This window comes from Mesorhizobium sp. CA10 (genome assembly GCF_020165285.1).
Taxonomy (GTDB): Bacteria; Pseudomonadota; Alphaproteobacteria; order Rhizobiales; family Rhizobiaceae; genus Mesorhizobium.
Window position 1 is genome coordinate 98,142 of the sequence record NZ_JAIUHV010000006.1, and the last position, 26,536, is coordinate 124,677.

Here is a 26,536-nt window from a genome sequence, read left to right on the forward strand (position 1 = left end):
TTCGTGGTGGAACCGGCGCTTCTGCCTTGGTGCGGCCTGGCCGTGCTGACGGCGCTTTGCCTGCTTCTCAAAACCGAGCTTCCCTGGCTGGTCAATTTCCCCAAGCAATGGACGCTGCCGCTGGCTATCTACATCAACGCCGTGACCGACATTGTCGTCGCCGTCATCCAACCGGCCTTCCGGGCGCTGTCCGCTTTGCTCGATGCGCCGATGCGCGGCGCGCGGCTGGCGCTCGCCTGGCTGCCCTGGCCGGCGGTGATGCTGGCGATCGCCGCCCTTGCGCTGAAGTCGGGCGGTGAGCGGTTGGCGATCTTCGCGCTCGCCACGCTCGCCTATATCCTGCTCGCCGGCTACTGGCCGCAGAGCATGAACACGCTGGCGCTGGTGCTGCTGGCGGTGCCGATCTCCACCGTGCTCGGCTTCCTGCTTGGCTTTCTGGGTTACGCCCGCCCGCGCTGGCGTCCGGTCCTGCTCGGCGCGCTCGACCTGATGCAGACGGTGCCGGCCTTCGCCTATCTCATTCCGCTCCTGCTCCTGTTCGGCTTCGGTCCGGTGGTTGGGCTGATTGCCTCGGCGATCTATGCGACGCCGCCGATGGTCCGCAACACCATGCTCGGATTGGACCGTATGCCGGCGGCCATCAGCGAGGCCGGCTTGATGAGCGGCTGCACACGCCGTCAGCAATTCTGGCAGGTCGAGGTGCCGACTGCGCTGCCGCAGCTTCTCGTCGGCTTCAACCAGACGACCATGGCGGCGCTGTCGATGGTCATCGTCGCCGCCATTATCGGTGGCTTCGAGGATATTGGCTGGGAGGTGCTCTCCTCGATGCGCAAGGCCGAGTTCGGCCAGAGCATCCTCTCCGGCCTCGTCATCGCGCTGCTCGCCATCCTCATCGACCGCCTCACCATCGGCTTCGCGAAGGCGCCGGAGACCGGGCCGGCGCCCGCCATGCGCTGGATGACGCCGCGCCGGTTGGCCTTGTCATTGGCGGGTGCGCTGGCTCTCGCCGTGGTCATCCGGTTGGCCGCGCCAGATGCGGCGCTTCTGCCGGAAACCGGTCTGCGCATGCAGATGGGCGCCGTCAACCAATGGCTGCTGGCGCTCGTGCGCGACTACGCCTGGTTCTTCAACGGCGTGCGCAATGCGGTGCTCTACTGCCTGCTTCTGCCGATGCGCGTCGGCATTGCCGGCTCGGCGACGCCGGCAATGTGGGGCTTCACATTGCCATCTTCGGTGCTCGCCGCCTATCTCGTCCTGGTGCTGGCCTTGGCCGTGTTGGCGCTGCGCGGCTTCGGTTGGCGCGGGGCGCTGGCCGTGCTGGCCGCCGGCCTTGCTCTCTATACCGGCTTTCTCGATCTCCCCTGGCCTGCCTTCATCCTTGCCGTCGCGTTGCTTGCCGGCCAGGTGGCCGGGCCGCGGCTCGGTTTTTTCGCGCTTGTCGGCTTCGGGCTGATCCTGGTCAACGGGCTGTGGCCGCAACTTGTGCAGTCGCTCTATCTCTGCACGCTGGCGGTCCTGCTCTGCCTTCTGATCGGCGGCGCGCTCGGTACATGGGCGGCGCACAGCGATCGAGTCTCGCATATCCTGAAGCCGATCTGCGACGCGCTGCAGACGATGCCGCAATTCGTCTTCCTCATCCCGGCGCTGATGTTCTTCAAGGTGGGCGAGTTCACGGCGCTGATCGCCATCATGCTCTACGCCATCGTGCCGCCGATCCGCTATGTCGAGCACGGGCTGCGGCATGTCCGTCCCGATGTCGTCGAGGCGGTCGAGCAGATGGGCGCGACGCCGATGCAGACCTTGCTGCAGGCCAAGCTGCCGCTGGCTTTGCCGGTCGTCATGCTTGGCCTCAACCAGACCATCATGGCGGCGCTGTCGATGCTGGCAATCGCCGCGCTCGTCGGCACGCGCGATCTTGGCCAGGCAGTCTATGTCGCGCTCGGCAAGGCCGATGCCGGCATGGGCCTGATCGCCGGCCTGTCGATCGCCTTCCTGGCGATCCTCGCCGACCGGCTGATCCAGGCGGGCGTCAGCGGCAGGGCCGACGAAGTCAGCTGAATCTGACGCCACAAAGCCGCGAAACCGCTAAGTTATTGAAAAACAACATGATTGGCCCGGAGGCGCCGATAGCGGAGACTTCAGGCCGGCCTATGTGATCCAAGAAAAGAGCCTGGACACCCTCCCATGGGCCAGATTCCCGCAGTCATTGCACCGGCTAATTTTGCTTTGCGGCTTGGTCGCGGTGCCATAGCTTCCGTTCCGGAAGACCTTGCCGACAAATTTGGTCGCCAGACCTGCATGGATATGCCGTGCCTGTGAAAGCAACTACCCATGTCAAGGCCATGTCCGCTTTTGCCTTGGCGAATTTCGGTGGCTTCGACCGGCCCACGCTAGCCCAGAACGAGAGCGCCTTCCCGCCTAGCCCGAAGGCAATCGAAGCCGGCCGGGTCGCTGTGGCACGCAGCCATCTCTACCCGGACCCGGACTGGACCTTGCTGCGCGACGCGATCGCAAGAACCTATGGGATCGAGCGCGATCTCATCCTGTGCGGCGCGGGTTCGATGGAGCTGATTGCCTGCACCATCGCGGCCTTCGCCGGACCGGGCGCTGACGTGCTGGGTACGGACTATGCCTATAATTTCGCCGCCTCGGCGGCCGCGCGCGTCGGGACGACCTATGCCAAAGCGCAGGAGCGCGGCTTTGAGGTCTCGATCGACGCCGTCCTGGCGGCGGTGACGTCGGCGACACGTATCGTGTTCGTCTGCAATCCGGGCAACCCGACCGGCACGCGCATCAAGAACGCGGAGCTGCTGCACCTGCGCGCGGCCCTTCCCGGCGACGTTCTCCTGATGGTCGACCAAGCCTATGGCGAATTCGACGATCAGGATCCGCAAGCCGTCTTCGCGCTGGCCGGGCGCGGCGACACCGTCATCCTGCGTAGTCTGTCCAAGGCATATGGGCTGGCCGGCGCGCGCATCGGCTGGGGCTTGTTCGCGCCGCGGATCGCCGCCGAGGTGCGCAAGATGCAGAACTCCAACCAGGTCTCGACGGTGAGCCTCGCCATGGCCGTCGCGGCGCTAGAGGACCAAGCCTATACGCGCGCAATCGTAACCCGCACCGCCGACATTCGCGACCGCTTCGCGCAAGGCTTGCGAGCGGCCGGATACGAAGTCCCCGAAAGCCGGACCAATTTCGTTCTGGCGCGTTTTGCCGACGCGGCGGCAGCGGCCGCCGCCGACAGTGCCCTGCGCGGCGTCGACATTATCGTGCGCGGCCTCTCCGGTTACGGCCTGACCGACTGCCTGCGCATCACGATCGGGCCGCAGGAAGTCATGGACCGCACGCTGCGTATCCTGACCGCCCTGCGCGGCCGGCAATGCTGGTAAGGGCTTCATCCGAGGAGATTTCATGACGTCAGACGCACCGTACCTGCCCGCTCGCGATTTCATCGGCTATGGGGAGCGGCCTCCACGGGCCGAGTGGCCGGGCGGCGCAAAGTTGGCGCTCAACATCGTCGTCAACTACGAGGAAGGTGCGGAATACTCGATCGGCGAAGGCGACGGCGTTTCCGAAACGATCCTGTCCGACCTTGCCGTCGCGCCCGCCGTGCCGGGCCTGCGCAACCGCAACATGGAATCGCTTTATGAATACGGTTCGCGTGTCGGCGTCTGGCGGCTCATCTCGCTGTTCCGGGACAAGGGCGTCATCCCGACCTTCTACATTGTCGGGCGCGCGCTTGAGATCAACCCGGCGGCTGGCAAGGCGATCGCAGCACTTGGCAGCGACATCGTCTGCCACGGCTGGCGCTGGATCGACTACGCCCCGCTCAGCGAGGAGGAAGAGCGCCAGCACATCGCCATGACGGTGGACACGGTGCGAAACATCACCGGCATCGATCCCCTCGGGTGGTACACCGGCCGGCCAAGCCTCAACACGAGAAGGCTGGTGGTCGAGCATGGCGGCTTCCTGTTCGACTGCGACGACTACAATGACGACCTGCCCTATTTCGTCGATGTCGGCGCCAAGCGGCACCTCGTCGTGCCGCACAGCTTCGACAACAACGACAGCCGCTTTTCGCGCGGTTCAGGCTTGGAGACCGGTAGCCAGTTCTTCGACTATGTCAGCGACGGCGTCGACTGGCTGCTGAAGGAAGGCAAGAAGACCCCGCGCATGATGACGGTGTCGCTGCATTGCCGGCTGGCGGCGCGGCCGGGGCGAATGGTCGGGCTGGATCGCTTCCTCGACAAGATCACCGCCAATCCCGACATCTGGGTCTGCCGCCGCTCCGACCTCGCCCGCCACTGGCTGGACCGGTTCGGCGGCTAAGCCACCGAGCCGTTACCAGCGAAGTCTCTATTTATTCGGCACCTCATAGACCTTGCCGTGCCAGGGTGCTGCATCGATCTGGTCGAGCGCCATCACATAAAGCACCTTCTCGTCCGGTCCGAAGGCGAAGTTCGGCATCGAGGGCGACGGCACCGAAAGCGTGTGCAAGAGCTTGGCGTCCTTGTCCACGACGATGATCTTGCCTGGCGAGTCGAGCGAGCGCGGGCTCTGGCCGATATACATCTCGCCTTCTTTGTCCATCTTGATGCCGTCGGGCCAGATATGCGGCTGGTTCGGGAACAGATCGTCGAGCCGCAGGAACACGCGGCGGTTGCTCAAGGTGTGGTCGGACGAAACGTCGAACTCGATGATCCGGTTGTCCTCGGTCTCGACCAGATAGAGGATCTTGCCGTCATTCGACATGACAAGGCCGTTGGCATTGTGCAGGTCGCCGGCGACCTTCTTCACGCTGCCGTCCTTGCCGATGTAATAGGCCGAAGCGTCGATCAGCGGACCGCCCTTGCCGGAACCCGTGAAATAGACGCCACCATCCTTGTCCGGCGCGAAATCGTTCGGTCCGCTGAACGGCTTGCCGTCCGTGTCCTTGTCATAGGCGGGCAGCGTCTTGCCGTCGGCCGAGATGCGGCCGATCGTGTTGTTGTCGTAGCAGGTGACGAGGAACTCGCCGGTGGTGGTCGGCAGAACGGCCGAGGGGCCGCAGCCATCCATCTTCCAGAAAATGTCGTTCTTCTTGCCGTCCCAGACAGTGACCGTGCCGCGGCCATATTCGACGTAGAACAGCTTGTCCTGATACCAGATAGGACCTTCGGCGAACCAGGCGTCGTCGTTGACGACCTTGATGTCGGCCGCCTGTGCGGCGGACGTCAGGACCAGGGCAAGCATCGTGCCCAGCAAATGCCGTTTGATCATGCGATTCCCCTCTGTTTTGGTTGTTGGAAGTCCTCTTCGACTCTCGTGTGCTCCCAGTGGCCGGGCGTTCGCGGGCTTACGACCGCAGCCGCTTGCCCTCCGGGTCGAAGGGCGGATGCGCGAGCAGCACCGCATCATGCGGCCGCCCGAGGATGGCGACAGTCACCTTGTCGCCGGCCTTGGCGGTTCCAGCCTTGACGTAGCCCATCGCCAGCGACTGCTCGACGAAATAGCCATAGGCGCCCGATGACACCTGGCCGATCGGCGTGCCGTCCGGCAGGAAGATCGGCTCGCCGCCGGTGGCGTCCGCGTCCTTGGCCGACACGGAAAGCATGATGAGTTCATCCCGCGCCGGCTTGTCGGCGACGGCGAGATAGGCGTCGCGGTTGAGGAATTGCTTGTCCGTCTTGATCAGGCGATCGAGCTTGACCTCCTGCGGCCAGTATTCCGGCGAGTATTCGCGGCTCCAGCTGCCATAGCCCTTTTCGACGCGCAGCGACATCAGCGCCCGTGAGCCGACCGGCCCGGCGCCGACTTCCGCGCCCGCCTTGAGCAGCGCGCGGTAGAGCTCGACCTGGTCGGCCGACTTGCAGTGCAGTTCCCAGCCAAGATCGCCGGTGAAGGAAACCCTCAACGCCACGACATCGACGCCGGCGACGGTGATCTGCCGCGAGCGCATGAACGGGAAGGCCTCGTTCGACAGATCATCATTGGTGAGCCGCTGCAGGAGCTCGCGCGATTTCGGGCCGGCGACGTTGAAGCCGCCGAGATCCTCGGTACGCGAGCGGAAGGTCGTGCCTTCCGGCAGCGGCACCGATTTGAAGAAGCGCTGGTGGAAGCGTTCGGCCATGCCCGAGCCGATCACCATGAACTCGTCTTCCGCCAGCCTCGTCACGGTGAAGTCGCCGGCAATGCCGCCGCGCTTGCCGATCAGCGGCGTCAGGCAAGAGTTGCCGACCTTGGCCGGCATGCGATTGGCGAAGAGCGCGTTCAGCCAGGCTTCCGCGTCCGGCCCCTTTATCTCGTATTTGGCAAAATTGGAGATGTCGATGATGCCGGCATACCCGCGCAGCATACGCGCCTCGCGGCCTACCGGCCCCCACCAGTTCTGCCGAGTGAAGCCGATCGTTTCCTCGCGCGGCTCGCCTTCGGCCGCGAACCACAGCGGATGCTCCCAGCCGAAGTTGAGGCCGAACACGGCGCCCATCTCCTTCTGCATCTCGTAAACCGGCCGTGTCCGCACCGGACGCCCGGCGGCGCGCTCCTCGTTCGGGAAATGGATCTTGAAACGGTGGCTGTACTGGTCCTGCACGCGCGCCTTGGTGAAGGCCTTGCCGGCCCATTGGCCGAAGCGCGCCATGTCCCAGCCGAACATGTCGAGCGAAGGCTCGCCCTCGATCATCCACTCGGCCGCGAGCTTGCCCATGCCGCCCGATTGCGAGAAGCCGGGGATGATGCCGTTGCAGCAGAAATAATTGCTGAGCTCCGGCGCCGGCCCGAACAGCACCGCGCTGTCGGGCGACCAGATCATCGGACCGTTGATCACCTTCTTGACACCGGCGGCGGCCGCCGCCGGAACGCGCTGGATGGCGCGCATCATGTTTTCCTCGATGCGGTCGAGATCGTCGGGAAACAGCTCATGGCCGAAATCCATCGGCGTGCCGTCCTCGGCCCAGAATTTCATGTTGCGCTCGTAGGCGCCGATCAGCAGCCCGAGGCCTTCCTGGCGCAGATAATATTCGCCATCGCGGTCGGCGACCGACGGCAGGCGTCGGCCCATCGAGGCGATTTCCGGAATGGTTTCGGTGACGAAATACTGATGCTCGGTCGGGATCAGCGGGAGTTGCAGCCCGGCCATGGCGGCGACCTCCCTGCCCCACAGGCCGGCGGCGTTGACTACCCATTGGGTGCGGATATCGCCCTTTGGCGTGCGCACGATCCAGCTGCCGTCCGCTTGCGCCTCGGTCGCCGTGACCGGGGTGAAGCGATGGATTTCCGCGCCGCGCTGCCGCGCCCCCGCGGCGTAAGCCGCCGTCACGCCCGACGGATCGACATTGCCGCCCTCCGGCTCATACATGATGCAACGAATGCCGTCGAAATCGACCAGCGGATGCAGTCGCTCCGCTTCGTCGCGACCGACCTCGTAGAAGTTCATCTTGTAGCGCCGCGCCTTGGCTTCCTGCAGCCGCAGCTGATGCTCGCGGGCCTCGGTCTGGGCCAGATAGAGCGAACCCGGCTGGAAGATACCACAGCCCTGGCCGGTCTCCGCTTCCAGCTCCTTGTAGAGCGCCATCGTGTAGTGCTGCAGCCGGCTGATATTGGTGGAATCATGCAGGCCGTGGATGTTGGCGGCCGCGTGCCAGGTCGAACCGGAGGTCAGCTCGCTGCGTTCCAGAAGCACGACATCCGTCCAGCCGAACTTGGCGAGATGATAGAGGATCGAGCAGCCGATCAGACCACCGCCAATGACAACGGCTTGTGCATGAGTACGCATATCGAGATTTCTTCCCTTTGTTCGGCGACTTTGCTTCGCGCTCTTTGGCAGCGCTTTGGCATTTCAATTAGCTGACTGATCGGTCGCAGTCGCCAGCGAATTCAGGGGCGCAAACCGCGCCCCTGAATGGTGTTTGAGCTGCCGGTCTAGGCCCTATCCAACCAGACTTTGTCGAGCTGCAGTTCGAACGTCTGGTGCATGCCGAGGTTCTTCACATAGGTGGCGTGGTGGCGGTAGAGCGAGCGCCAGAACGCTTGGACGAGGATGCCGGAGTCCTGCAGGATGAACTCCACGTCTTTCATCAGCTCCTTGCGCTTGGCCGGGTCGGCGATGGCCATCGCTTCGTTGAGCTTCTTGTCGAACTCCGGATTGGCATAGCCGGACTCGTTCCACGCCTCACCGCTGCGATAGGCGATCGCCAGCACCTGCACCCCCAGCGGCCGCATGCCCCAGTCGGTGGTCGACCACGGATATTTCGTCCAGTCGTTCCAGAACGAGGAGCCCGGGATGATGGTGCGCTTGACCTTGAATCCGGCGTCGCGCATCTGCGCAGCGACGACATCGGCCGGGTCCTTCACATAGTCGGCGTCGTAGGAGATCAGCTCGAACTCGTGATCCGTCTGGCCGGCCTCGGCCATCAGCGCCTTTGCCTTGGCCAGGTCGCGCGGGACTTTGGGCAGTTCGTAATATTCCGGATGGATCGGGCAGACATGATGGTTTTCGGCGATCTGCCCCAGGCCGCTATAGCCGAGTTTCAGCACCGTCTCGTTGTCGACCGCAAGCTGGATGGCGTTGCGCACGCGCTTGTCGTCATAGGGCTTGTTGGTCACGTTGGTGCGCAGCACGATCGTGCCGGCGGTGACAACCTGCTCCTTGACCAGGCCCATGCTGTCATAGAGATCGACCGTGCCGCCGACCGTCTGGTAGTTGCAATCGATCTCGCCGGCCTCGAAGGCGCTGCCGATGGCGGGGTTGGATGCGTCGGATCCGTAGTCGATCCAGTCGACGCCGTCGAGATAGGGCTCGCCGCCGAACCAGGTGAAATCCTTGCGCCGCCGCACCGAGGCGGACTCGCCGACCTTGTAGGAGATCAACTCATACGGGCCGGTGCCGGGCGTCTTCAGCATATTGGCGCCGTTCTTGTCGAAGTCGCGATGGACGATGACCGCCGGATAGTCGGAGAAGCCCGGGATGATGGTGACGTCGGACTGATTGCATTTCAGCTTCACCGTATGGTCGTCGAGCTTGGTGATGGCGCCTTTGGTAGCTTTTTTCGTGGCGGCGTCGATCAGCGAGCCCATGCGCCCGGCCATCGAGTTGCCCTCGGCCGCCTTATCGCACCAGCGCTCGATGTTGTAGACGATGTCGTCGGCGTTGAAGTCGTCGCCATTCGACCATTTCACGCCCTTGCGCAGATGCAGCGTGTATTCGGTGGCGTCGTCGCTCACCTCCCAGCTCTCGACCAGATGGCCCTCGAAGGTGAAGTCGGTGGTGTAGCGGATCATGTAATCGTTGCACTGGCGCATGACATTGGCGATTTCCGACCAGTCCCAGGCGCGCGGATCCTTCATGTCCTTGATGATCATCTGCATCTTCAGGATGCCGCCCTTCTTGCCGGGCACGGCTGCCGAGGCCTTGGCCGGCTCCATCCCCGCCATCGCATAGGCAAGCGCCGTTGAAGCACCCATCACGCTTGCCATGGCTAGGAATTCGCGGCGGTCCATCCGCCCGCCTTTGACTTCAGCTGCGTAGCTTTCGATGACCGCCGGCACGCGGTCACCGTTGCTCTTGAACATTGTCATCGTTGTTCTCCGGTTCAGGGCTTTCCGCCCGTTGCATTCCCCTTGCGGCTCAGCATGTTAGGGGTGATGCAAAAATCGCGGAAGGGCTCGACCCTTCACAAACCGCAGAAAACCGGCCCTTGAGGCCTAAAAAAACAATGGCATTGGCTAGCTAAATTTTTGAAGGAGCGGATAGCCCTATGGTCGGGCGGCGTCTTCCCTGGCCCTGGACAAGATCCATTCCCTCACTGTTCGGGCGATATTTCCCTTCGAAAGCTGGCTTTCGGTGAGATAGTAATTCCAGGGACTTGGCGGCCGCACCGGAAACGGCTCGACGAGAAGCCCGCGGCGCATATAGGCATGCGCCAGCGAGCGCTGCGTGGCGACGAGCCCCGCCCCCATCGCGGCGAGCTCGAGCGCGATGTTGGAGGCGTTGGTCGACAGGCCCTTGTCATGGTCCTCCATGTCAACGCCGAGCGCCTCGGTCACCGCCTGCCAGTATTCCTGGCGGCCATGCACGAAAATCCAGTCGACCTTTAGCATGTCCTGCGGCGTCTCCAGCGCATGCTCGCCCTCGAGCAAGGCAGGGGCGCAGAGCAGCACCAGTTCGTCGTTCCAGAGCGGGATCGCCGCCGGCGGCCTGTCATCGAAACGCCGCGTGGAGATTGTGATGTCGGCGATCTGCTCGTTCAGATCCTCCCAGATCGTGCCGTGCAGGACGATCTCGATCTCAGGATGCCTCTTGCGGAAGGCGGCCATGCAGCCCGCCAGCCAGTTTTCCGCAAGGCTCATCGGGCACGAAACCACGACTGTCCGGTTGCGAGAGGACGCGACGATCGCCTCAGTCGCCTGGTCGATCTGATCGAGCGCCTGGCGCAAGGTCGGCAGGAACGCCTCCCCCATCTCGGTCAACTTCAGGCTGCGCGGATAGCGGATGAACAGCTGCCGGCCGATATAATGTTCGAGCGCGCGCACATGCGTGCTGACCGCGGCTTGCGTGTAGCCCAGTTCCTTGGCAGCGGTGGTAAAGCTCAGATGCCTGGCCGAGCTCTCGAACGAGCGGATATAGTTCAAGGGGGGTGGCGGCTTCATCCCGGTCTCCTGTTCCACAGTTGCCTAGCTATCGCATGGGCAACCGGGCGTTCAATCGCAGACAAGCGACATGGCATCAATATTTTTGGCCAAAGCCGCCAAACTAATCGCGTGCCTGCGCGATGAACCCAATTTAATGATGTTGTGAGAAGACAGGGGAGATAAGCGCGTGGCTGTGCCGTCATACCGGCGTGAGGGGCCTGTCGTCAGTTCCGATACGTTCACACGCCTGGCCGATTTCGTGCTGCGGCGTCCAGCTTCCGTCTTCCCTCAGCCGGTGCTCGAACAGGCCCGTTACCTCCTGCTCGACACGCTGGGCATCGCCGTCGCGGCAGGACCGATGGAGGCAGGCCGCATTGCCCGCGACGCCGCCGTCCTGCTCTATGGCTCGGGCGACCCGCAATATTCCGCCCGCATGCTGTTCGACGGACGGCGCGCCAGCATTGCCGGCGCGGCCTATGCCGTCGCCACGCAGATCGACAATCTCGACGCCCACGACGGCTACAGCCCCACCAAAGGCCATATCGGCGTGGCGGTCGTGCCGGCGCTTGCAGCACTCGCGGAGGCGAGGCCCGACCTCACCGGGCCGGAGGCGCTGGCGTCCCTGGTGGTCGGCTACGAAATCGCCGGCCGGGCCGGCATCGCCTTGCATGCGACGGTGAGCGACTATCATACCTCCGGCGCCTGGAACGCCCTGGGCGTTGCGGCGATCGCGGCACGGCAGCGGCGGCTCGACGAAACGCAACTGCGCGAGGCGCTGGGCATTGCCGAGTATCATGGCCCGCGCAGCCAGATGATGCGCGAGATCGCCACGCCAACCATGCTGCATGACGGCTCCGGCCTCGGCGCTCTCGTCGGCCTCTCCGCGGCTTTGCTTGCCGAACGTGGCTTCACCGGCGCGCCGGCGATCACGGTGGAGGCGCCGGAGGTCGCGGCGCATTGGCAGGATCTCGGCGTCTTCTGGCAGTCGCTCCATCAATATGTAAAGCCCTACCCGATCTGCCGTTGGGCGCATGCGGCCATTGATGCCGTGCGTGGACTTTGCCTGGCGCACAACCTTGCCCCGTCCGACATCGGCCATGTCCAGGTCAACAGCTTCCACTATGCCGCAACGCTCTTCGACGGCATGCCGGACACGACCTCGAAGGCGCAATACAGCCTGCGCTTCGCCGTGGCGACCTTCATCCTCCATGGGCGGATCGGGCTCGAGCATATTTCCGGCTCCGGGCTCGTGGACGCCGCGGTCGCGGACATGCTGACGCGCATCACGGTAATCGAAACCGAGCGCCACAGCGCCCGCTTCCCGGCCGGCCGCTGGGCCGACGTCGTCATCACGACGACGGACGGACGTGTGCTGGCGTCCGGCGACGTGCATGCGCGCGGCGGCCCGGAAGCGCCGATGACCAGGCAGGACGTCGAGGCCAAATACATGGAGTTCGCCGCGCCCGTGCTCGGATCTAGCCGCGCCGCTGCGATCCGCGACGCGGTGCTTTCGCTCGACGACCGCAACAGCCGCTTCTCCGATCTGTCGGCGCTGCTCTACGATCCTCCCAAGATTTCGAGCTGAGCGCGCAATGCCCCTCAGGCTCCTGAAATACGGTCTCAGCAGGGACTATCCGGTGAGCGGCGACATCCCCGCCACGCCCGAGCTGAAGCCGGCCTATGATGTCGTCATCATCGGCGGCGGCGGGCATGGACTGTCCTGCGCGCATCACCTTGCCAAATATCACGATATAAGCAGCGTGGCGGTACTGGAGAAAGCCTATCTCGCCGGCGGCAACACGGCGCGCAACACCACCACCATCCGCTCCAACTACATCACGCCGGAAGGCATCGCTTTCTACAAGGAAGGCGTCGAGCTGTTCGAGCGGCTCTCGCATGAGCTCGATTTCAACGTCATGTTCTCGCAGCGCGGCCAACTTACGCTGGCGCATAGCGAGGCGACGATGCGCAGCTTCCACATGCGCGCCGAAATGGGCAAGCATATGGGCACGCGCACCGAGGTCGTCGACCAGAAGGGCGTCGAGGAGCTCTGTCCGCTTTTGAATATGGACTATGGCGGCCCGCTCGAAATCCTCGGCGGGCTCTGGCATGCCGACGGCGGAACGGCGCGCCATGACGCCGTCGCCTGGGGCTACGCCGCCCAGGCGTCGCGACGTGGCGTCGAGATCCACCAGCGCACCGAGGTGCAAGACTTCGAGGTCGTCGGCGACCGGGTCCAGGCCGTCAAGACGAACAGGGGCCGCGTCGCTTGCGGCCAGGTGCTGATCGCCACCGGCGGCATGAACTATGACGTCGCGCTGAAGGCCGGCGTCGAGCTCCCCATCCGCTGCTATCCGCTGCAGGCAATGGTGACCCAGCCCTTGAAACCCTGGCTGCACACGCTGGTCTCCTCCGTTTCGCTGCACACCTATCTCGTGCAATCCTCGCGCGGCGAGGTCGTCATCGGCGGCGGCTCCGATCCCTACCAGCTCTATTCGACGCGCTCGACGCTCGACATGAAGGAGCACCTCGCCGAGGGCGCCATCCACCTCTTCCCCTTCCTGCAGGGCGTGCGCCTACTCCGGCAATGGGCCGGCATCACCGACATGACGCCGGACTACAGCCCGATCATGGGTGCCAGCCCCCTCGCCAATCTCTGGCTCGACTGCGGCTGGGGCACCTGGGGCTTCAAGGCGACGCCTGTCGCCGGCAAGCGCATGGCGCAGACCATCGCCGACGGCCGGGTGCCCGATATCCTCAAACCATTTGCATTGGAGCGCTTCGAAACCTTCCGGCTGCTCAATGAAATGGGCGCGACTGCCGCCAGCCATTAGCCATGAAACCACACTGACCGATGAAACTGCTTACCTGCCCCATGAACGGCCTGCGCAACATCGACGAGTTCCAGTCCTTCGGCCCGGTGCGTGCGCGGCCCGATCCGGACGCAACCGCCGATACCGAATGGTCGCGCCATCTGTTCCGCGCAGAAAACCGCAAAGGTATCGTGACCGAGTGGTGGCGGCACGTGCCGAGCAACTATTTCTTCCTGGCCGAGCGCGATCTTGTCAGCAACGAGATCATCCGCACCTTCGACGCGTCCGAGCTGCGGGACCGCGCATGAACCGGCTGCTCGCCCCTTTCGGAAGCCGCATCGATCGAAGCCAGCCTATCCGCTTCACCTTCGAAGGCAAGCCTTTTAAAGGCTATGAAGGCGACAGCATCGCCAGCGCCCTCGCCGCTTCCGGCCAATGGGTGTTGTCGCGCTCGTTCAAATATCATCGACCGCGTGGCATCCTGTCGATGACCGGGACCGACGCCAACGCGCTGGTGCAATTGCCATTCGAACCGAACGCTGCAGCCGAGCGCACGCCGATCAGAGAAGGGCTGCGGGTCAGCGCACAGAACGTCAACGGCTCGCTTGAGCGCGACCGCGATGCCATCATGGACAGGTTCGGCCGCTTCCTGCCGGTCGGGTTCTACTACCGCACGTTCATGGGTCCACGCCGCGACAGCTGGCTGAAATTCTGGGAGCCGGTGATCCGCCGCAAGGCGGGCCTGGGCGTGGTCGACACCAAGGCGCCGCACCGGCATTTCGACAAGACGCATCTGCATTGCGACGTGCTGGTGGTCGGCGCCGGCCCGGCGGGATTAAGCGCCGCGATCGCCGCCGCGGAGGCCAGCGTCGATGTGGTGCTGTGCGACGAGAATCCGGAGATCGGCGGCGCGCTGAGCTATGGCCGCTACGATCCGGCCATCCTCTCCGGTCTGTTGGCAAGGCTCGAGTCGCTGCCCAATCTCAAGGGGCTGACCGGCACCGTCTGCAATGGCTGGTACGAGGACAACTGGCTGCCGTTGATCGAGGGCAATCGGCTTCACCGCACCCGCGCCCGCGAGGTGATCCTGGCGACCGGCGCCATCGAGCAGCCAGCCGTCTTCCGCAACAACGACCTGCCGGGGATCATGCTCGGCGGTGCTGCCCAGCGCTTGATCCGCCACTATGGCGTGCGGCCCGGTCAGAGCGCCGTGGTGCTGGCCGCCAATGACGACGGCTACCGGACGGCGCTCGACCTGCTGGATGCGGGTGTGTCGGTCGTCGAGCTTGTCGATCCGAGACCCGCTGGCGAGGCCGGTCCGTTGGAAACCGAACTGCGCAGCAAGGGCGTCACCATCCGCAAAGGCGCGACTATCGAAGCGGCGGAAGGCACAGTCGGAAATCGCCACCTTGCCCGCGTCCGTATCGGCGGGAGCTGGATTGCTTGCGACCTGCTGACGGTTTCGATCGGCCAGGCGCCAGCATGGCAATTGCCGTGCCAGGCCGGCGGCAAGGTCGGCTATGATGCCGGCATGCAAACGATGACGATCACGTTGCCGAAACGTCCCGTCCATCTCGCCGGCGCCGTTGCCGGATCGGATGATCTTGAGGACGCGATCGCCAGCGGCCGGCGCGCGGCGGCAGCAGCGCTCGTGCGACTCGGCCATGCGGTCGCCGATGAGCCTCAGGTCACGGCGAAGACCATTCGGCCGCGCTATGTGCAGCCGATTGTCGCCGACCCCAAGGGACGTGACTTCGTCGACTTCGACGAGGATCTGCAAGTCAAGGATCTGCAGAACGCGACCAAGGACGGCTATCGCGAGATCGAGCTCGTCAAGCGTTTCACCACCGTCGGCATGGGCCCTAGCCAGGGACGCCATTCGGCCTTGGCGACCGCCCGGATCGTCGCCGAGGCGACCGGCCGGACGGTCGGCGAAATCGGCATCACCACGGCGCGGCCTCCCGTCGGGCCGGAAACGCTCGGCGTGCTCGCCGGCTACCACGAAGTGTTGGAACGCCGCACGGCGCTGCATGCAAGGCACCTCGCGCTGAACGCGGCGATGAAGCCGGTCGGCGCATGGTGGCGGCCTTACTACTATGGAGACGCAAGCAGCGTTCGCGAGGAAATCCTCGCCGTGCGCGAAGGCGCCGGCCTGCTCGACGTCTCGACGCTCGGCAAGCTGGAGATCCGCGGGCCGGACGCCGGCGAATTTCTCGATCGTCTCTACACGATGGCGCATGCCAACCAGCCGGTGGGCCGCGTCCGCTACTGCCTGATGCTCAACGAGATGGGCTCGGTGATCGACGACGGCGTCGCCTACCGGATGGCCGAGGACCAGTTCTATGTGACGGCGACCACCGGCGCCGTCGGGCGCGTCTATGCCGACATGCTGTTCTGGAATGCCGAGTGGCGCCTGAAGGTCGACGTGCTCAACCTCACCGGCGCCTTCTCGGGCCTCAACGTCACCGGACCCAAGGCGCGCCAGGTGCTCGAAGCGCTGGAGAGCGACATCGACTTCAGCCGTGACGCCTTCCCTTATCTCAGCGGCCGCGAAGGCATGGTCGCCGGCGTGCCGGTGCGGGTGATGCGCATCGGCTTCACCGGCGAGCTGAGCTATGAATTGCACTGCCCGTCTAGCCTGGCGCCCAGTCTATGGGATGCGGTGATGGTGGCGGGCCGACCGCATGGTCTGCGTCCCTATGGGCTGGAGGCATCGCGCATATTGCGCCTGGAGAAGGGCCACATCCTGATCGGCCAGGATACGGATGCGATCACTACGCCTGATGAGCTGGGCTTCGGCTGGGCCGTCTCGAAGAAGAAGCCGTTCTTCGTCGGCAAGCGCTCGATCGAGATGCGCGCAAGGCTCGGCCAGGCCCGTAAGCTGGTCGGCCTGCAATTCCCGGCCGGCGCGCGGAACATTCCCGGCGAAAGCTGTCTGGTGCTGCGCGGCGGCGCGCCTGTCGGTCAGATCACCTCGGTCGGATATTCGCCGTCGCTCGGGCATCACATTGCGCTCGCCTATGTCCATGTCGACGACCAGGCTGAAGGCAGCCGCGTGACGGTGAAGTGCCGCAATGGCGAGCTGGTCGAGGCGCCGGTCGTCGCCCACGCCTTCTTCGACCCGACCAACGCGCGGCAGGAGATCTAGATGGCCGCCGGCACCGCGACGCGCATCTACCCCTTCATGCCTGGCGGCGCGGCCGACGGCCCGGAGCTGATTTCCGGCGCGGTCGTGCTGAGCGACCTCACGGACCGCCCGCGCTTTGGCCTGAAAGGCGGCGGGAGCGCCGCCTGGCTTGCCGCGCAAGGCATTACGCTACCGTGCGTCAACCGCATCGGCGAGCATCGCGGCATGCAGGTTCTGCGCCTCGGCAACGAGGACATCCTACTTCTCGCGGAGGACGCCGGCGAGACTCTCGCCGAAGTCAAAGCGGCCTGGCAGGCTGCGACGGCGCCGAAAGGCTACTCGTCATGGCGCGAGGAAAGCTGGGCATGGATGCGCCTTTCCGGTCCTGAACTTGCCGAAGCGATGAGGGCGCTTTGCGCGCTGGACCTGAGACCGCAAAAATTCGGCCCCGACGATGTCGCCCAGACGCGCGTCGGCCATATCGAGGCCGTGACGTTCCGTTCGCCGACGGGTTTCGACATACTCTTCGACATCACCGCTTCGGCCTACTTCGCCCGCGCCGTCGCGGCGGTGGCCGGCCACACAGGCAAGCACAGAGGACATTCATGACCCGCCCGCAAGGAACCATCGCCCCGATCCTGACGCCATTCGAAGATGACGGACGCATCGCGCGCGATCTGTGGATCTCTCACGCCAAATGGGTGCTGGACCAGGGCGCGCATTTCCTCTCGCCCTTCGGCACGACGGGCGAAGCGCTGTCGGTGTCCTTGCGCGAGCGCATGCAGGCGCTGGAATGGCTGGTCGAGGCCGGCATTGCGCCGGACCGGCTTATGCCCGGCACCGGCGTCACCGCGCTTCCCGAAACGGTCGAATTGTCGGCCCACGCCGTCGGCCTCGGCTGCGCCGCCGTCATGGTGCTGCCCTCCTTCTTCTACACCGGCGCCGGCGACAACGGTCAGGCGCGCTACTACAGCGAGCTGATCGAGAAGGTGGCAAAACCTTCGATGCGCGTGATCCTCTATCACATCCCGCAGAACTCCGGCGTGCCGGTCAGCCCGACGCTGACGGCGAGGCTGAGCAAGGCGTTCCCAAACACCGTTGTCGCCTACAAGGACAGCGCCGGCGACTGGAACAACACCGCCGCCGTCATCGCCGCCGCGCCTGATATCTCGGTCTTTCCGAGCTCCGAGGCGCAGCTCACCAAGGGTCTGGCGAGCGGCGCGGCCGGCTGCATTTCGGCCACCGTCAATTTGAACGCCGCCGCCATTCGCCGCCTCTATGACGCGGCCCGGCAGGGCGAGGACGTCGCCGAAGCCGATGGCGCTATCAAGACGTTCCGGAAGGTCATCCAGGATACCGGGTTGATCCCTGCGATGAAGGCGGTGCTTGCGGTCAAGTCCGGCGACCGGCGCTGGCTGAACCTGCGCGCGCCGCATGAGAATGCGACGCTCGAGAACGGCCGGGCGCTGCTTGCCATCCTCGGCAGCGCCGCCGATCATATCGGCCGCGATTGAGATCGCGATGTCGGCGCGCCCAACAATCATCCTGCACACCGACAAGCCTGCCGGCGCGCTCGCGGTGCTTGCCGAGACACATCCGGATCTGGATGTTCATGCCTGCGAGACCTATGCCGGCCTTCCCGCTTTGATCGAGCGGACCGCCGCGGAAGTAGTCTATTCGATCCGCTTCGACGGCACGCCGCGCTATCCGCGCCAGGTCCTCGTCGAGAGCCCGACGGTGAAATGGGTGTCGATCGGCGGCTCTGGCACCGACCATCTCGGTCGCTGGGATCCGAATCATGTGACGGTGACGAACTCGGCCGGCGTCGCCGCCGGTATGCTGGCCGAATATGCGCTCGGAGCCATGCTCTCCTTCTCGCTCGACCTGCGCGGTTTCGAGCGCCGGCAACAGGCCCGCCAATGGGGCGGCGGCCGTGTCGAGCCGATCGAGGGTAAGACCGTCCTCATCGTCGGCCTCGGCAAGACCGGTGAGGCCGTCGCGCGCCGCGCGCAGGCGATGGGCATGCGCACCCTGGGCATCCGCGCGCGACCGAAACCGATGCCGTCGCTCGACGAGGTGCATGGGCCCGACGCGCTGCTGCCTCTGACCGGCCGTGCAGATTTCATCGTCTGCTGCGTGCCTCTGCTGTCCACCACGCGCGGCCTGCTGGGCGAGGCCGCTTTCGCCGCGATGAAGCCGTCCGTCGTTCTCATCGACATTTCGCGCGGCGGCGTCATCGAGGAAAAGGCCCTTCTCGCCGCGCTTGATGCGGGGAGGATCAAGGGCGCGGCGCTCGACGTCTTTGCGACCGAGCCGCTCCCGGCGGAGCATCCGCTCTGGAGCTACGACAACGTTGCCGTCACGCCGCATTGCGCTGCGGTTTATGACGGCTGGGACATCAAGTCGGTGCGCATGTTCGCCGACAATCTGGCGCGCTACCGCCGCGGCGAGCCGCTCGAGAATGTGGTCAATCCGGAACGCGGCTACTGAAAGCAATTCCAGGAAAAGTGCAGCGGTTTTCCGTGCGAGAACAAGAATCGAAAGGGAATGCTATGTCACAGGACAGGCGCGGCGGTGGCCGCAGATCGAAGCTCGGGCGCGGTGGCGGCGGCATCGCGCAGCTGCCGTGGCAGAGCGTCAAGAACCCCTACCCGCCTATGCAGCTCCTTGACGAGGAGCGCATGGAGCAGTTGCACAAGACCTCGATGCGCATCCTGTCGGAGCTCGGGATCCGCGTCATGAGCGAAAAGGTTATGGACCTGTTCGCCAAGGCTGGCGCCATCGTCGATCGCGAGGAGCGGACCATCCGCATCGACGAGAGCATCGTGACGGAAGCTCTGAGCAACGTGCCCTCCTCCTTCACGCTGACCAGCCGCAATCCGGACAAGCAGATCCATTTCGGCGGCAATTCGCTGGTTTTCGGCCTGGTCGCCGGTCCGCCCAATGTGCATGACCGCATCAACGGCCGCCGTCCGGGCAACCTCCCCGACTACCAGAACTTCATCCGGCTGGCGCACCACTTCAACGCCATCCACATCATCGGCAACCAGGTGGTGGCGCCGATCGAACTGCCGGCGAATTCCCGCCATCTCGACACCTACCATGCCAATCTGACACTGAGCGATCTCTCCTTCCATTGCACGGCGATCGGCCGCGCCAGGGCGATGGACGGCATCAACATGATGGCGGTCGCGCGCGGCATCTCGGTCGAGGAGATGCGCGCCTCGCCGGGCGTCACCACGATCATCTCGATCAACTCGCCGCGCCTGTTCGATGACGCGATGGCGGAAGGCCTGATCGCCATGGCCGAGCACGGCCAGCCGGTGACGGTGACGCCCTTCACGCTGATGGGCGCGATGACGCCGGTGACGCTGGCCGCCGCGCTCTGCCAGCAGAACGCCGAGGCGCTGTTCGGCGTGACGCTGACCCAGCTCGTCAACCCCGGCACGCCGGTGATGTACGGCGCCTTCACCTCCAATGTCGACATGAAGTCGGGCGCGCCGGCCTTCGGCACGCCGGAAAACGCCAAGGCCAACATCATCGCCGGCCAATTGGCGCGGCGCTACAACCTGCCCTACCGCACCTCAAATGCGAATGCCTCCAACGTGGTCGACTTGCAGGCCGCCTACGAGACCGAAATGGCGACATGGGGCGCGGTGCTCGGCGGCGCCAATTTGATCTATCACGCCGCCGGCTGGCTGGAGGGCGGGCTGACGGCGTCCTACGAAAAGCTCGTGCTCGACGTCGAGATCCTGCAGAACATGATGGAGTTCCTGCGGCCGTTGCCCTTCCAGGAGGACGACCTCGGCTTCGAAGCCATCAAATCGGTGCCGGCCGGCGGCCATTTCTTCGGCGCCGAGCACACCATGTCGCGCTACACCACCGCCTTCTACCAGCCGATGCTCTCCAACTGGCAGAACTACGGCGCCTGGCAGGAAGCCGGCGGCAAGGATGCGCTGGAGCGGGCGACAGAGCTCTGGCAGCAGGCGCTGCACGACTATGAGGAGCCGGTCATGGATCCCGCAATCCGCGAGGAGCTCGACGCCTATGTCGCGCGCCGCCGCGAGGAGATCGCCGCCAATCCGGAAGCTTAGGACACTACAATGCCTTACGACCTCGTTATCCGCCACGCGACACTGATCGCCGGCGACGGCTCGGCACCGTTCGAGGCCGACATCGCCGTTACCGGCGACAGAATCGCGGCGATCGGCCGGCTGGACGATGAGCACGGCATCGAGGAAATCGATGCTCTGGGCAAGATCGTCGCGCCCGGCTTCATCGACGTGCACACCCATGACGACGGCGCGCTGCTGGCCCCACGCGGCATGGACCCGAAGATCAGCCAGGGCGTGACGACGGTGATCGCCGGCAATTGCGGCGTCAGCCTCGCGCCGCTACTGCTCGACAAGACCCCGCCGCCGCCTTTCACGCTGGTCGGCGGCCGCGAGAACTTCCGCTTCGGCAGTTTTGCCGACTATGTCGCCGAACTGAAGCGGCGCGGCATCGCCACCAACGCGGCCCTGCTCGTCGGCCACACCACCTTGCGCCAGCGCTGCATGCCGGTGACCGACCGTCCCGCAAACGCAGCGGAAACGGCGGCAATGCAGGAAGCGGTGGCCGAGGCGATGGCCGAGGGTGCGTTCGGCCTCAGCACGGGGCTCGACTATCCGCCGGCCGTCAACTCGTCGACCGAGGAGGTTAAGGCGCTGGCCGCCACGGCGGCGGGCCTTGGCGGCCCCTATGTCACCCACACGCGCAATTATTTCGAGACGATGGACGAGGCGATCGAGGAAGCGATCGACATCGCCGACCATGCCGGCGGCAAGCTTTTCATCTCGCACCACCAGTGCACCGGCCGCGCCAATTTCGGCAAGAGCCGGCCTTCGCTGGAGCGGATCGACCGGGCGCGCGAGACGATGGACATCGGCATGGATGTCTATCCCTATGCCGCGAGCTCGACGGTGCTGCGGCTGGAGCGCTGCGATACCGGCCTGAAGATCCTCATCACCTGGTCCGATCCGCATCCGGAGATGGCAAGGCGCGAGATCGCCGACATTGCCCGCGAATGGAACTGCACCGAGCGCAAAGCCGGCGAGCGCCTGCTGCCGGCGGGCGCGGTCTACTTCCAGCTGGATGAGGAGGATGTCCGCAACATCATCGCCCATCCGCGCACCATGATCGGCTCGGACGGCCTGCCGCACGATATCCACCCTCATCCACGCCTCTGGGGCACTTTTCCGCGCGTGCTCGGACATTATGCGCGCGATGTCGGCCTGTTCAGCTTGGAGGAGGCCGTGTTCCGCATGACCGGCCTGCCTGCGCGTGAATTCGGCATCCAAGAGCGCGGTATTCTCGCCGAAGGCAATTTCGCCGATCTCGTCATCTTCGACCCCGAGACGATCATCGACACCGCCACCTTCGATGAGCCGCGCCGGCCCGCCGCCGGCATCGACCATGTCTTCGTCAACGGCATCTCGGTCTGGCGTGGCGGCAGAGCCACCGGAGCGCTGCCCGGCGCGGTTCTCAAGCCTTCGGCTTCAAAGACGATATTCAAAGGCGCATGCGGCTGTGGCGCCGATCACAGCGCCTCGTAGATCCGGTCTACGCTCTCCAGCGTATAGGCGAATTCCACCGGCCGCGTGCAGCGCCAGCCCTCGAAGGGCTGTTCGGCAAGCGCCTTCAACGCCTGCCGCAGACGCAATATGCCGCCGCCATAGAGCCGGTTCGCCATGTCGAGCATGCCGGTGCGGTGCATGGCTTCCGTCATGCTGCCGCAGGCCTCTTTCACCAGCCAGACGCGAAAACCCTGATAAACCGCATCGAACACGCTCTCCGTCACACAGCTGTCGGTGAGCACGCCGGTGACAACAAGGTTTTCAACCCCGAGCGCGGCGAGGCGCTGCGAAAGATCGGTGCGGCGAAAGGCGCTCGGCCAGTGTTTGTGGATGACGATGTCGCCGGGCACGGCCGCCACCTCGGCGCAGATGTCCGCGCCTTCGCTGCCCGCGACGGCGGAGCGGAATTCTTCGGTCAGGATCTCCTCCTGACGCGCGTAGCCTTCACGCTCTTCCGGCTTGACCCAAGCCTGAGCGTGGATGACCGGCACGCCAGCCTTGCGGGCGGCCTCGATCAGCGCTGCGGCATTGGCCAGCACCGCGTCGTAGCCGACGACCGGCCATGCCGCGCCGGGTCGGTACTCATTCTGCAGGTCGATGACGAGCAAGGCAGTCTTGGCGAGGTTCATGGCTGATCCAGGAGATTGTCGAAGTCGGTGACGAAGCGCAGAAGCAGACGTATCGCCTGATCGAGATCGGCGATCTCCATCGCTTCATGCGGATTGTGGCTGCCGTTTTCGTTGCGCACGAAGAGCATGGCGGTCGGAATGCCCGCGCCGGCGAACGTGGCCGCATCGTGCCCTGCTCCGCTCGGCACATGCGGCGCCCTCATCTGCAATGCGGTCGCGGCGCGGTCGAGCCTAGCGATCAACGCCGGCGACATGGTCGCCGGCTCCCAGGTGAAGCGCGGGCCGGTCTCGAAGCTCACCTGATGCTTGCCGCCAACCTCCGTGAGAATAGTCTGCAGCCGCGCCTCGATCCGCTCCAGAACGGCCGCCTCGGCGCTGCGCACATCGAGTGTGAAACCGAGCTCACCCAGAACACGGCTGCCGCCATGCTGCGTCGGATCGGACTGCACGCGGCCGAAGGTGATGGTGGCCTCACGCCCTTCGCGTTCGAGCGCATCCCATTCGGTTTCGAGCGCGGCGACCAGATCGGCAAAGCCAAGCACGCTGTCATGCCGGGCGAAGCGCGGCTCAGCGCCGGAATGGGCGTAGGCGCCAAGGCATTTCGCATCGACATAGCGGAAGCCGCCGGCGATCCCGGTGACGATGCCGACCGGCGCTTCGGCTGCGATCAGGCGCGGTCCTTGCTCGATATGCACTTCGATAAAGGCCGCGATCCGGCCGGCATCGATGCCCGGCATGCCCCGCCGCACGGCATCAGGGTCGAAACCTTCCTCGCGCATGTGCTCGGCCAGTGTGCGGCCGCTGTCGGAGCGCCTGGCTTCGAGCGCCCGTGACTCCAGCAGGCCAAGCGCTGCCTGGCTGCCGGGGTAGGACAGCGGAAACCAGACGGCTTCCTCGGCGCGCGTCGCCAGCACGATGAGGTCGCGTGGCAAACGGATGCCCTGCCCGACCAGTTCGGCCATGACCGCCAGGCCCGCCACGACACCGGCGGCCCCATCGAAATTGCCGCCATGCGCCACGCTGTCGAGATGCGAGCCGATCACGATCGCCGGCAAATCCGGGTCACGGCCTTTCAGCGTCAAATAGAGGTTGCCGGCGGGATCGACGCGCGCGACAGCGCCCAGCTTTTCCGCCTCCTTGCGCACAAGACCATGGGCGAAGCGTTCACCGGCTCCGTAGGCGACGCGCGTGATTCCCGGTGGGTCCGTCGTAGCTTCGGCCAGCGCGTCCAGGATGCGTCCCGCCAGTTTGCCACCGGCCGTCAGTGAGCTCATGAAGCGACCTGCTGGGCTTCGCCGTCACCGCCGCGCAGCCTGTGCGGTGTGAGTTTCGCAAGCGACACGCCTTGCCTTGCGACATCGTCGGGCAGCCCGCCGCCGGCGATCAGGCTAGCGCAGACGCGCGACAACGCCGGCGAGGTCTTGATGCCGTAGCCGCCCTGCCCGACCAGCCAGACGAAATCCGGAAATTCGTCATCCGGCCCGACCACCGGCGACCCGTCGGAAACAAAGGTCCTGAGGCCCGCCCAGGAGCGCGACACGCGCTGCACCTCGATCGTCGTTGCCCGTTCGAGGCGCTCGGCGCCGATCGCGACATCGATGTCTTCGGCAAAAGCGTCCATCGGCTCGGAGGGCGTGGCATCGGCCGGCGACACGAACAATTGCCCGGCATCCGGCTTGAAATAGAATTCCGCGCCGACATCGTTGACCAGCGGCCAGTCGCTAATGTCGACACCCGCAGGTGCGGGAATGTTGAAGGCGGTGCGGCGCTTTGGCTGCAGGCCGACCGGGCGCACGCCAGCCATCGCAGCGACCTCGTCGCCCCAGGCGCCAGCCGCATTGACGATCAGCGGCGCAAGGAATGCTCCCGCTTCCGTCTCGACCCGCCACTGGCCACCCTGTCGGCCGATGGTTCTCACCCCGGCCTTGGTAACGATGCGGGCGCCATGCGCTCGCGCGCCGCGCAAAAAACCCTGGTGCAGGCCGTTGACGTCGATGTCCATCGAATGCGGTTCGATATAGGCGCCGGCGAGGTAGTCCCGGCGCAGCACCGGCACGCGCGCGATCGCCTCCGCCGGCGTCATCGCGACGATCGTGGGAACGAGCGCCTGCGCGGCCGCCAGATCTTCACGCAAAAGGTCGAGTTGGTCGGTGCGCGCCACGGTGATCATGCCGCGCTTGCTGAGCAGCGGATAATCACAAAAACCCGTCGGCGGCTCGGTGAAAAACGCCCGGCTGGCGAGCACGATGCGGCGGATGACGCCGTTGCCGTAATTCTCGGTGAAGCTCGCCGCCGAGCGTCCCGTGGTGTGATAGCCGCAATGGCTCTCGCGCTCGAGCAGCACGACCTTCTTGTCGCGCGAAATCTCGAAGGCAGCGCCGGCGCCGGCCATGCCCCCGCCGATGATGATGACTTCGGTCTGCCCGCTCATCGGCGCTCATCCTCCACGACTATTTTGCGCGGCACGGCTGGCGGCTCGCCCAGGCGGCCGCGGCGCGCGCGATCGCGGGCGCCCCGCCCTTCGGCCAGATTGTCGGCCGGCGAGTTCTGCACGGCGCAATCCCGCAAAGCGAGGTCGCTGACAAAAGGCACCGGCTTGCCTGCGATTGCCATGCCTGTCAGCCGCGCCCACACGGCGCGCCGCTTGCGCACTTGATGCGACTGCAATTCGCTGATCTCGGCGATGCCGCTCTCCCGCTTGATCTGCAGTACGCCAGTCTCAACGGCCGCGTCGAACAGCTCCAGCCCGCGCTTCGTGCGCACGATGATGCCGTTGAGTGGCTCGTCCTCGACGGCCGGTCCGCCGTTCAGCCAGGAATCCGATACCGCGATATCCGCCACCTGCCCGATCGCGTCGGGGCAGATCTTGCAGCGCGGCTGGATCATCCATTTGTCCTCGTCTTCCCACAGCTGCCGATAGCTGATCTCGAAGGCGCGGCCGTCTCTGGTTTCGATGCGATTGAGGCCTGGATTGCCGTGGCCCCGGTAGCGGAAGAGAGACAACTCGTCCTCGCGAAGGCCAAGACGCTCCAGCACCTGTTCGGACTTGGTCAGGTCAGAGGCCCCGCCGCAGACGAAGGCGAGCGCATAGCGCATATATTCGTCGACCCGCAGATCGAGCCGGGCCAGGTTTCGCACCGCGGTGATGTCGCAGGGCTTGGCGATCAGGGCGAACGGCTCGCCTCGGTCGAGGATGTCGTTGAAATCCACCAGCGTCGCCGCCGGCCCATAGCGCGAGCCGGCGCCTTCGAGCACCGAGGCGCTGTCGAAGCTTAGCCTTCGTTCCGTGCGCATCGGCATGGAACGCGAGGCCGCGACGTGCAGCACGAACTTGACCCGTCCCGAGTCGAGCAGGAACTGCCCGAGCGCCGTCAGCGTCCCGCCGCCGGAGCCGATAAACCGCACTGTGGGATTTCCAGCGGAGCCGAGCACAAGCCGTTCGACAGGCCCCCAGACGGTATCCGCTAGCCTGGCCTCGCGCCGTTGCGCCGGAGGCGGACCGGCGATCCTCGTTCCTGGGCAGACGGCGTTGATCTTCGCCAAGGTCGCCTTATCCAACGCCTGCCTCGCCACTGGCCGCTCTCGGCCTTCCGGCGTCATCACCATCTCGATTTCTCCAGCACCGGCAATCGAGACGCAAAGGCCGCAACCGATGCAAAGTCCGTTCTCTACGATGTCGCCAAGCGACAGCGGGTCGGCTGCGAGCGCCGCGGTGCCCTGGCTGTATCCGGTTTCGATCAGGCCCAT

The 26,536-nt window shown here is 65.2% G+C and carries 21 protein-coding genes; 13 read left to right on the plus strand and 8 right to left on the minus strand.

Going from position 1 to position 26,536, the window contains the following annotated elements:
• Positions 1-6: 6 nt before the first annotated feature.
• The 4 genes from LB535_RS14870 to LB535_RS14880 all read left to right on the plus strand — a co-directional run bounded on the left by LB535_RS14870 (position 7) and on the right by LB535_RS14880 (position 4,326).
• Complete coding sequence (locus tag LB535_RS14870; protein WP_224632744.1) at positions 7-2,058, plus strand: ABC transporter permease; 2,052 nt, start codon at positions 7-9, stop codon at positions 2,056-2,058.
• Between the two features lie 126 nt (positions 2,059-2,184).
• Positions 2,185-2,319, plus strand: a complete 135-nt coding sequence (locus LB535_RS28835; RefSeq protein ID WP_263490720.1) for a hypothetical protein — start codon at positions 2,185-2,187, stop codon at positions 2,317-2,319.
• Entirely contained in the window at positions 2,310-3,386 is a 1,077-nt protein-coding gene (locus LB535_RS14875; protein WP_224632745.1) for a pyridoxal phosphate-dependent aminotransferase, read from the plus strand. Before LB535_RS28835 ends, LB535_RS14875 begins: the two co-directional genes overlap by 10 nt.
• 22 nt (positions 3,387-3,408) lie before the next feature.
• A complete protein-coding gene (locus LB535_RS14880) occupies positions 3,409-4,326 on the plus strand; it encodes an allantoinase PuuE (RefSeq protein ID WP_224632746.1) in 918 nt (305 codons plus the stop codon).
• A 27-nt stretch (positions 4,327-4,353) separates the two neighbouring features.
• On the opposite strand, the gene LB535_RS14885 is transcribed toward LB535_RS14880, so the two are convergent.
• The 4 genes from LB535_RS14885 to LB535_RS14900 all read right to left on the minus strand — a co-directional run bounded on the left by LB535_RS14885 (position 4,354) and on the right by LB535_RS14900 (position 10,623).
• Positions 4,354-5,256 (minus strand): SMP-30/gluconolactonase/LRE family protein, encoded by a 903-nt coding sequence (locus tag LB535_RS14885; protein WP_224632747.1) that lies wholly within the window; start codon positions 5,254-5,256, stop codon positions 4,354-4,356.
• 76 nt (positions 5,257-5,332) lie between these two features.
• The gene (locus tag LB535_RS14890) at positions 5,333-7,750 is read right to left on the minus strand and encodes an FAD-dependent oxidoreductase (protein WP_224632748.1); all 2,418 of its coding nucleotides are present in this window, start codon (positions 7,748-7,750) and stop codon (positions 5,333-5,335) included.
• 146 nt (positions 7,751-7,896) lie between these two features.
• Complete coding sequence (locus LB535_RS14895) at positions 7,897-9,552, minus strand: ABC transporter substrate-binding protein (RefSeq protein ID WP_224632749.1); 1,656 nt, start codon at positions 9,550-9,552, stop codon at positions 7,897-7,899.
• A gap of 177 nt (positions 9,553-9,729) precedes the next feature.
• The gene (locus tag LB535_RS14900) at positions 9,730-10,623 is read right to left on the minus strand and encodes a LysR substrate-binding domain-containing protein (protein ID WP_224632750.1); all 894 of its coding nucleotides are present in this window, start codon (positions 10,621-10,623) and stop codon (positions 9,730-9,732) included.
• A 169-nt stretch (positions 10,624-10,792) separates the two neighbouring features.
• On the opposite strand from LB535_RS14900, the gene LB535_RS14905 reads away from it, so the two are divergent.
• The 9 genes from LB535_RS14905 (at position 10,793) to LB535_RS14945 (ending at position 22,139) form a co-directional block, all read left to right on the plus strand.
• Positions 10,793-12,190: an MmgE/PrpD family protein gene (locus LB535_RS14905; protein WP_224632751.1), complete on the plus strand. Its 1,398-nt coding sequence runs from the start codon at positions 10,793-10,795 to the stop codon at positions 12,188-12,190.
• Between the two features lie 7 nt (positions 12,191-12,197).
• Positions 12,198-13,439 carry an FAD-dependent oxidoreductase gene (locus tag LB535_RS14910; protein ID WP_224632752.1) on the plus strand — a complete coding sequence of 414 codons (1,242 nt, stop codon included), beginning with the start codon at positions 12,198-12,200 and terminating at the stop codon, positions 13,437-13,439.
• Positions 13,440-13,459: 20 nt separating this feature from the next.
• Entirely contained in the window at positions 13,460-13,726 is a 267-nt protein-coding gene (locus LB535_RS14915) for a sarcosine oxidase subunit delta (RefSeq protein WP_224523179.1), read from the plus strand.
• On the plus strand, positions 13,723-16,566 hold the full coding sequence (locus tag LB535_RS14920; protein WP_224632753.1) for a 2Fe-2S iron-sulfur cluster-binding protein: 2,844 nt from the start codon (positions 13,723-13,725) through the stop codon (positions 16,564-16,566). The genes LB535_RS14915 and LB535_RS14920 overlap by 4 nt, the downstream gene beginning before the upstream one ends.
• Positions 16,567-17,154 (plus strand): hypothetical protein, encoded by a 588-nt coding sequence (locus LB535_RS14925; protein ID WP_224625773.1) that lies wholly within the window; start codon positions 16,567-16,569, stop codon positions 17,152-17,154. It abuts the gene before it with no gap.
• Complete coding sequence (locus tag LB535_RS14930; RefSeq protein WP_224625775.1) at positions 17,151-18,059, plus strand: dihydrodipicolinate synthase family protein; 909 nt, start codon at positions 17,151-17,153, stop codon at positions 18,057-18,059. The genes LB535_RS14925 and LB535_RS14930 overlap by 4 nt, the downstream gene beginning before the upstream one ends.
• Positions 18,060-18,066: 7 nt before the next feature.
• A complete protein-coding gene (locus LB535_RS14935) occupies positions 18,067-19,035 on the plus strand; it encodes a D-2-hydroxyacid dehydrogenase (RefSeq protein ID WP_224625778.1) in 969 nt (322 codons plus the stop codon).
• A 62-nt stretch (positions 19,036-19,097) separates the two neighbouring features.
• Positions 19,098-20,639, plus strand: coding sequence for a trimethylamine methyltransferase family protein (locus tag LB535_RS14940; RefSeq protein ID WP_224632754.1), 1,542 nt, complete (start codon positions 19,098-19,100; stop codon positions 20,637-20,639).
• A 9-nt stretch (positions 20,640-20,648) separates the two neighbouring features.
• A complete protein-coding gene (locus LB535_RS14945; RefSeq protein ID WP_224632755.1) occupies positions 20,649-22,139 on the plus strand; it encodes an N-acyl-D-amino-acid deacylase family protein in 1,491 nt (496 codons plus the stop codon).
• Here LB535_RS14945 and LB535_RS14950 read toward each other — a convergent pair.
• From LB535_RS14950 to LB535_RS14965, 4 genes are read right to left on the minus strand one after another with little or no spacing between them, the layout of a single operon-like run.
• On the minus strand, positions 22,124-22,789 hold the full coding sequence (locus LB535_RS14950) for a cysteine hydrolase family protein (protein ID WP_224523192.1): 666 nt from the start codon (positions 22,787-22,789) through the stop codon (positions 22,124-22,126). The genes LB535_RS14945 and LB535_RS14950 overlap by 16 nt on opposite strands.
• Positions 22,786-24,063 carry a Zn-dependent hydrolase gene (locus LB535_RS14955; protein ID WP_224632756.1) on the minus strand — a complete coding sequence of 426 codons (1,278 nt, stop codon included), beginning with the start codon at positions 24,061-24,063 and terminating at the stop codon, positions 22,786-22,788. Before LB535_RS14955 ends, LB535_RS14950 begins: the two co-directional genes overlap by 4 nt.
• Positions 24,060-25,220 (minus strand): NAD(P)/FAD-dependent oxidoreductase, encoded by a 1,161-nt coding sequence (locus LB535_RS14960; protein ID WP_224632757.1) that lies wholly within the window; start codon positions 25,218-25,220, stop codon positions 24,060-24,062. Before LB535_RS14960 ends, LB535_RS14955 begins: the two co-directional genes overlap by 4 nt.
• The gene (locus tag LB535_RS14965) at positions 25,217-26,536 is read right to left on the minus strand and encodes a Coenzyme F420 hydrogenase/dehydrogenase, beta subunit C-terminal domain (RefSeq protein ID WP_224632758.1); all 1,320 of its coding nucleotides are present in this window, start codon (positions 26,534-26,536) and stop codon (positions 25,217-25,219) included. The genes LB535_RS14960 and LB535_RS14965 overlap by 4 nt, the downstream gene beginning before the upstream one ends.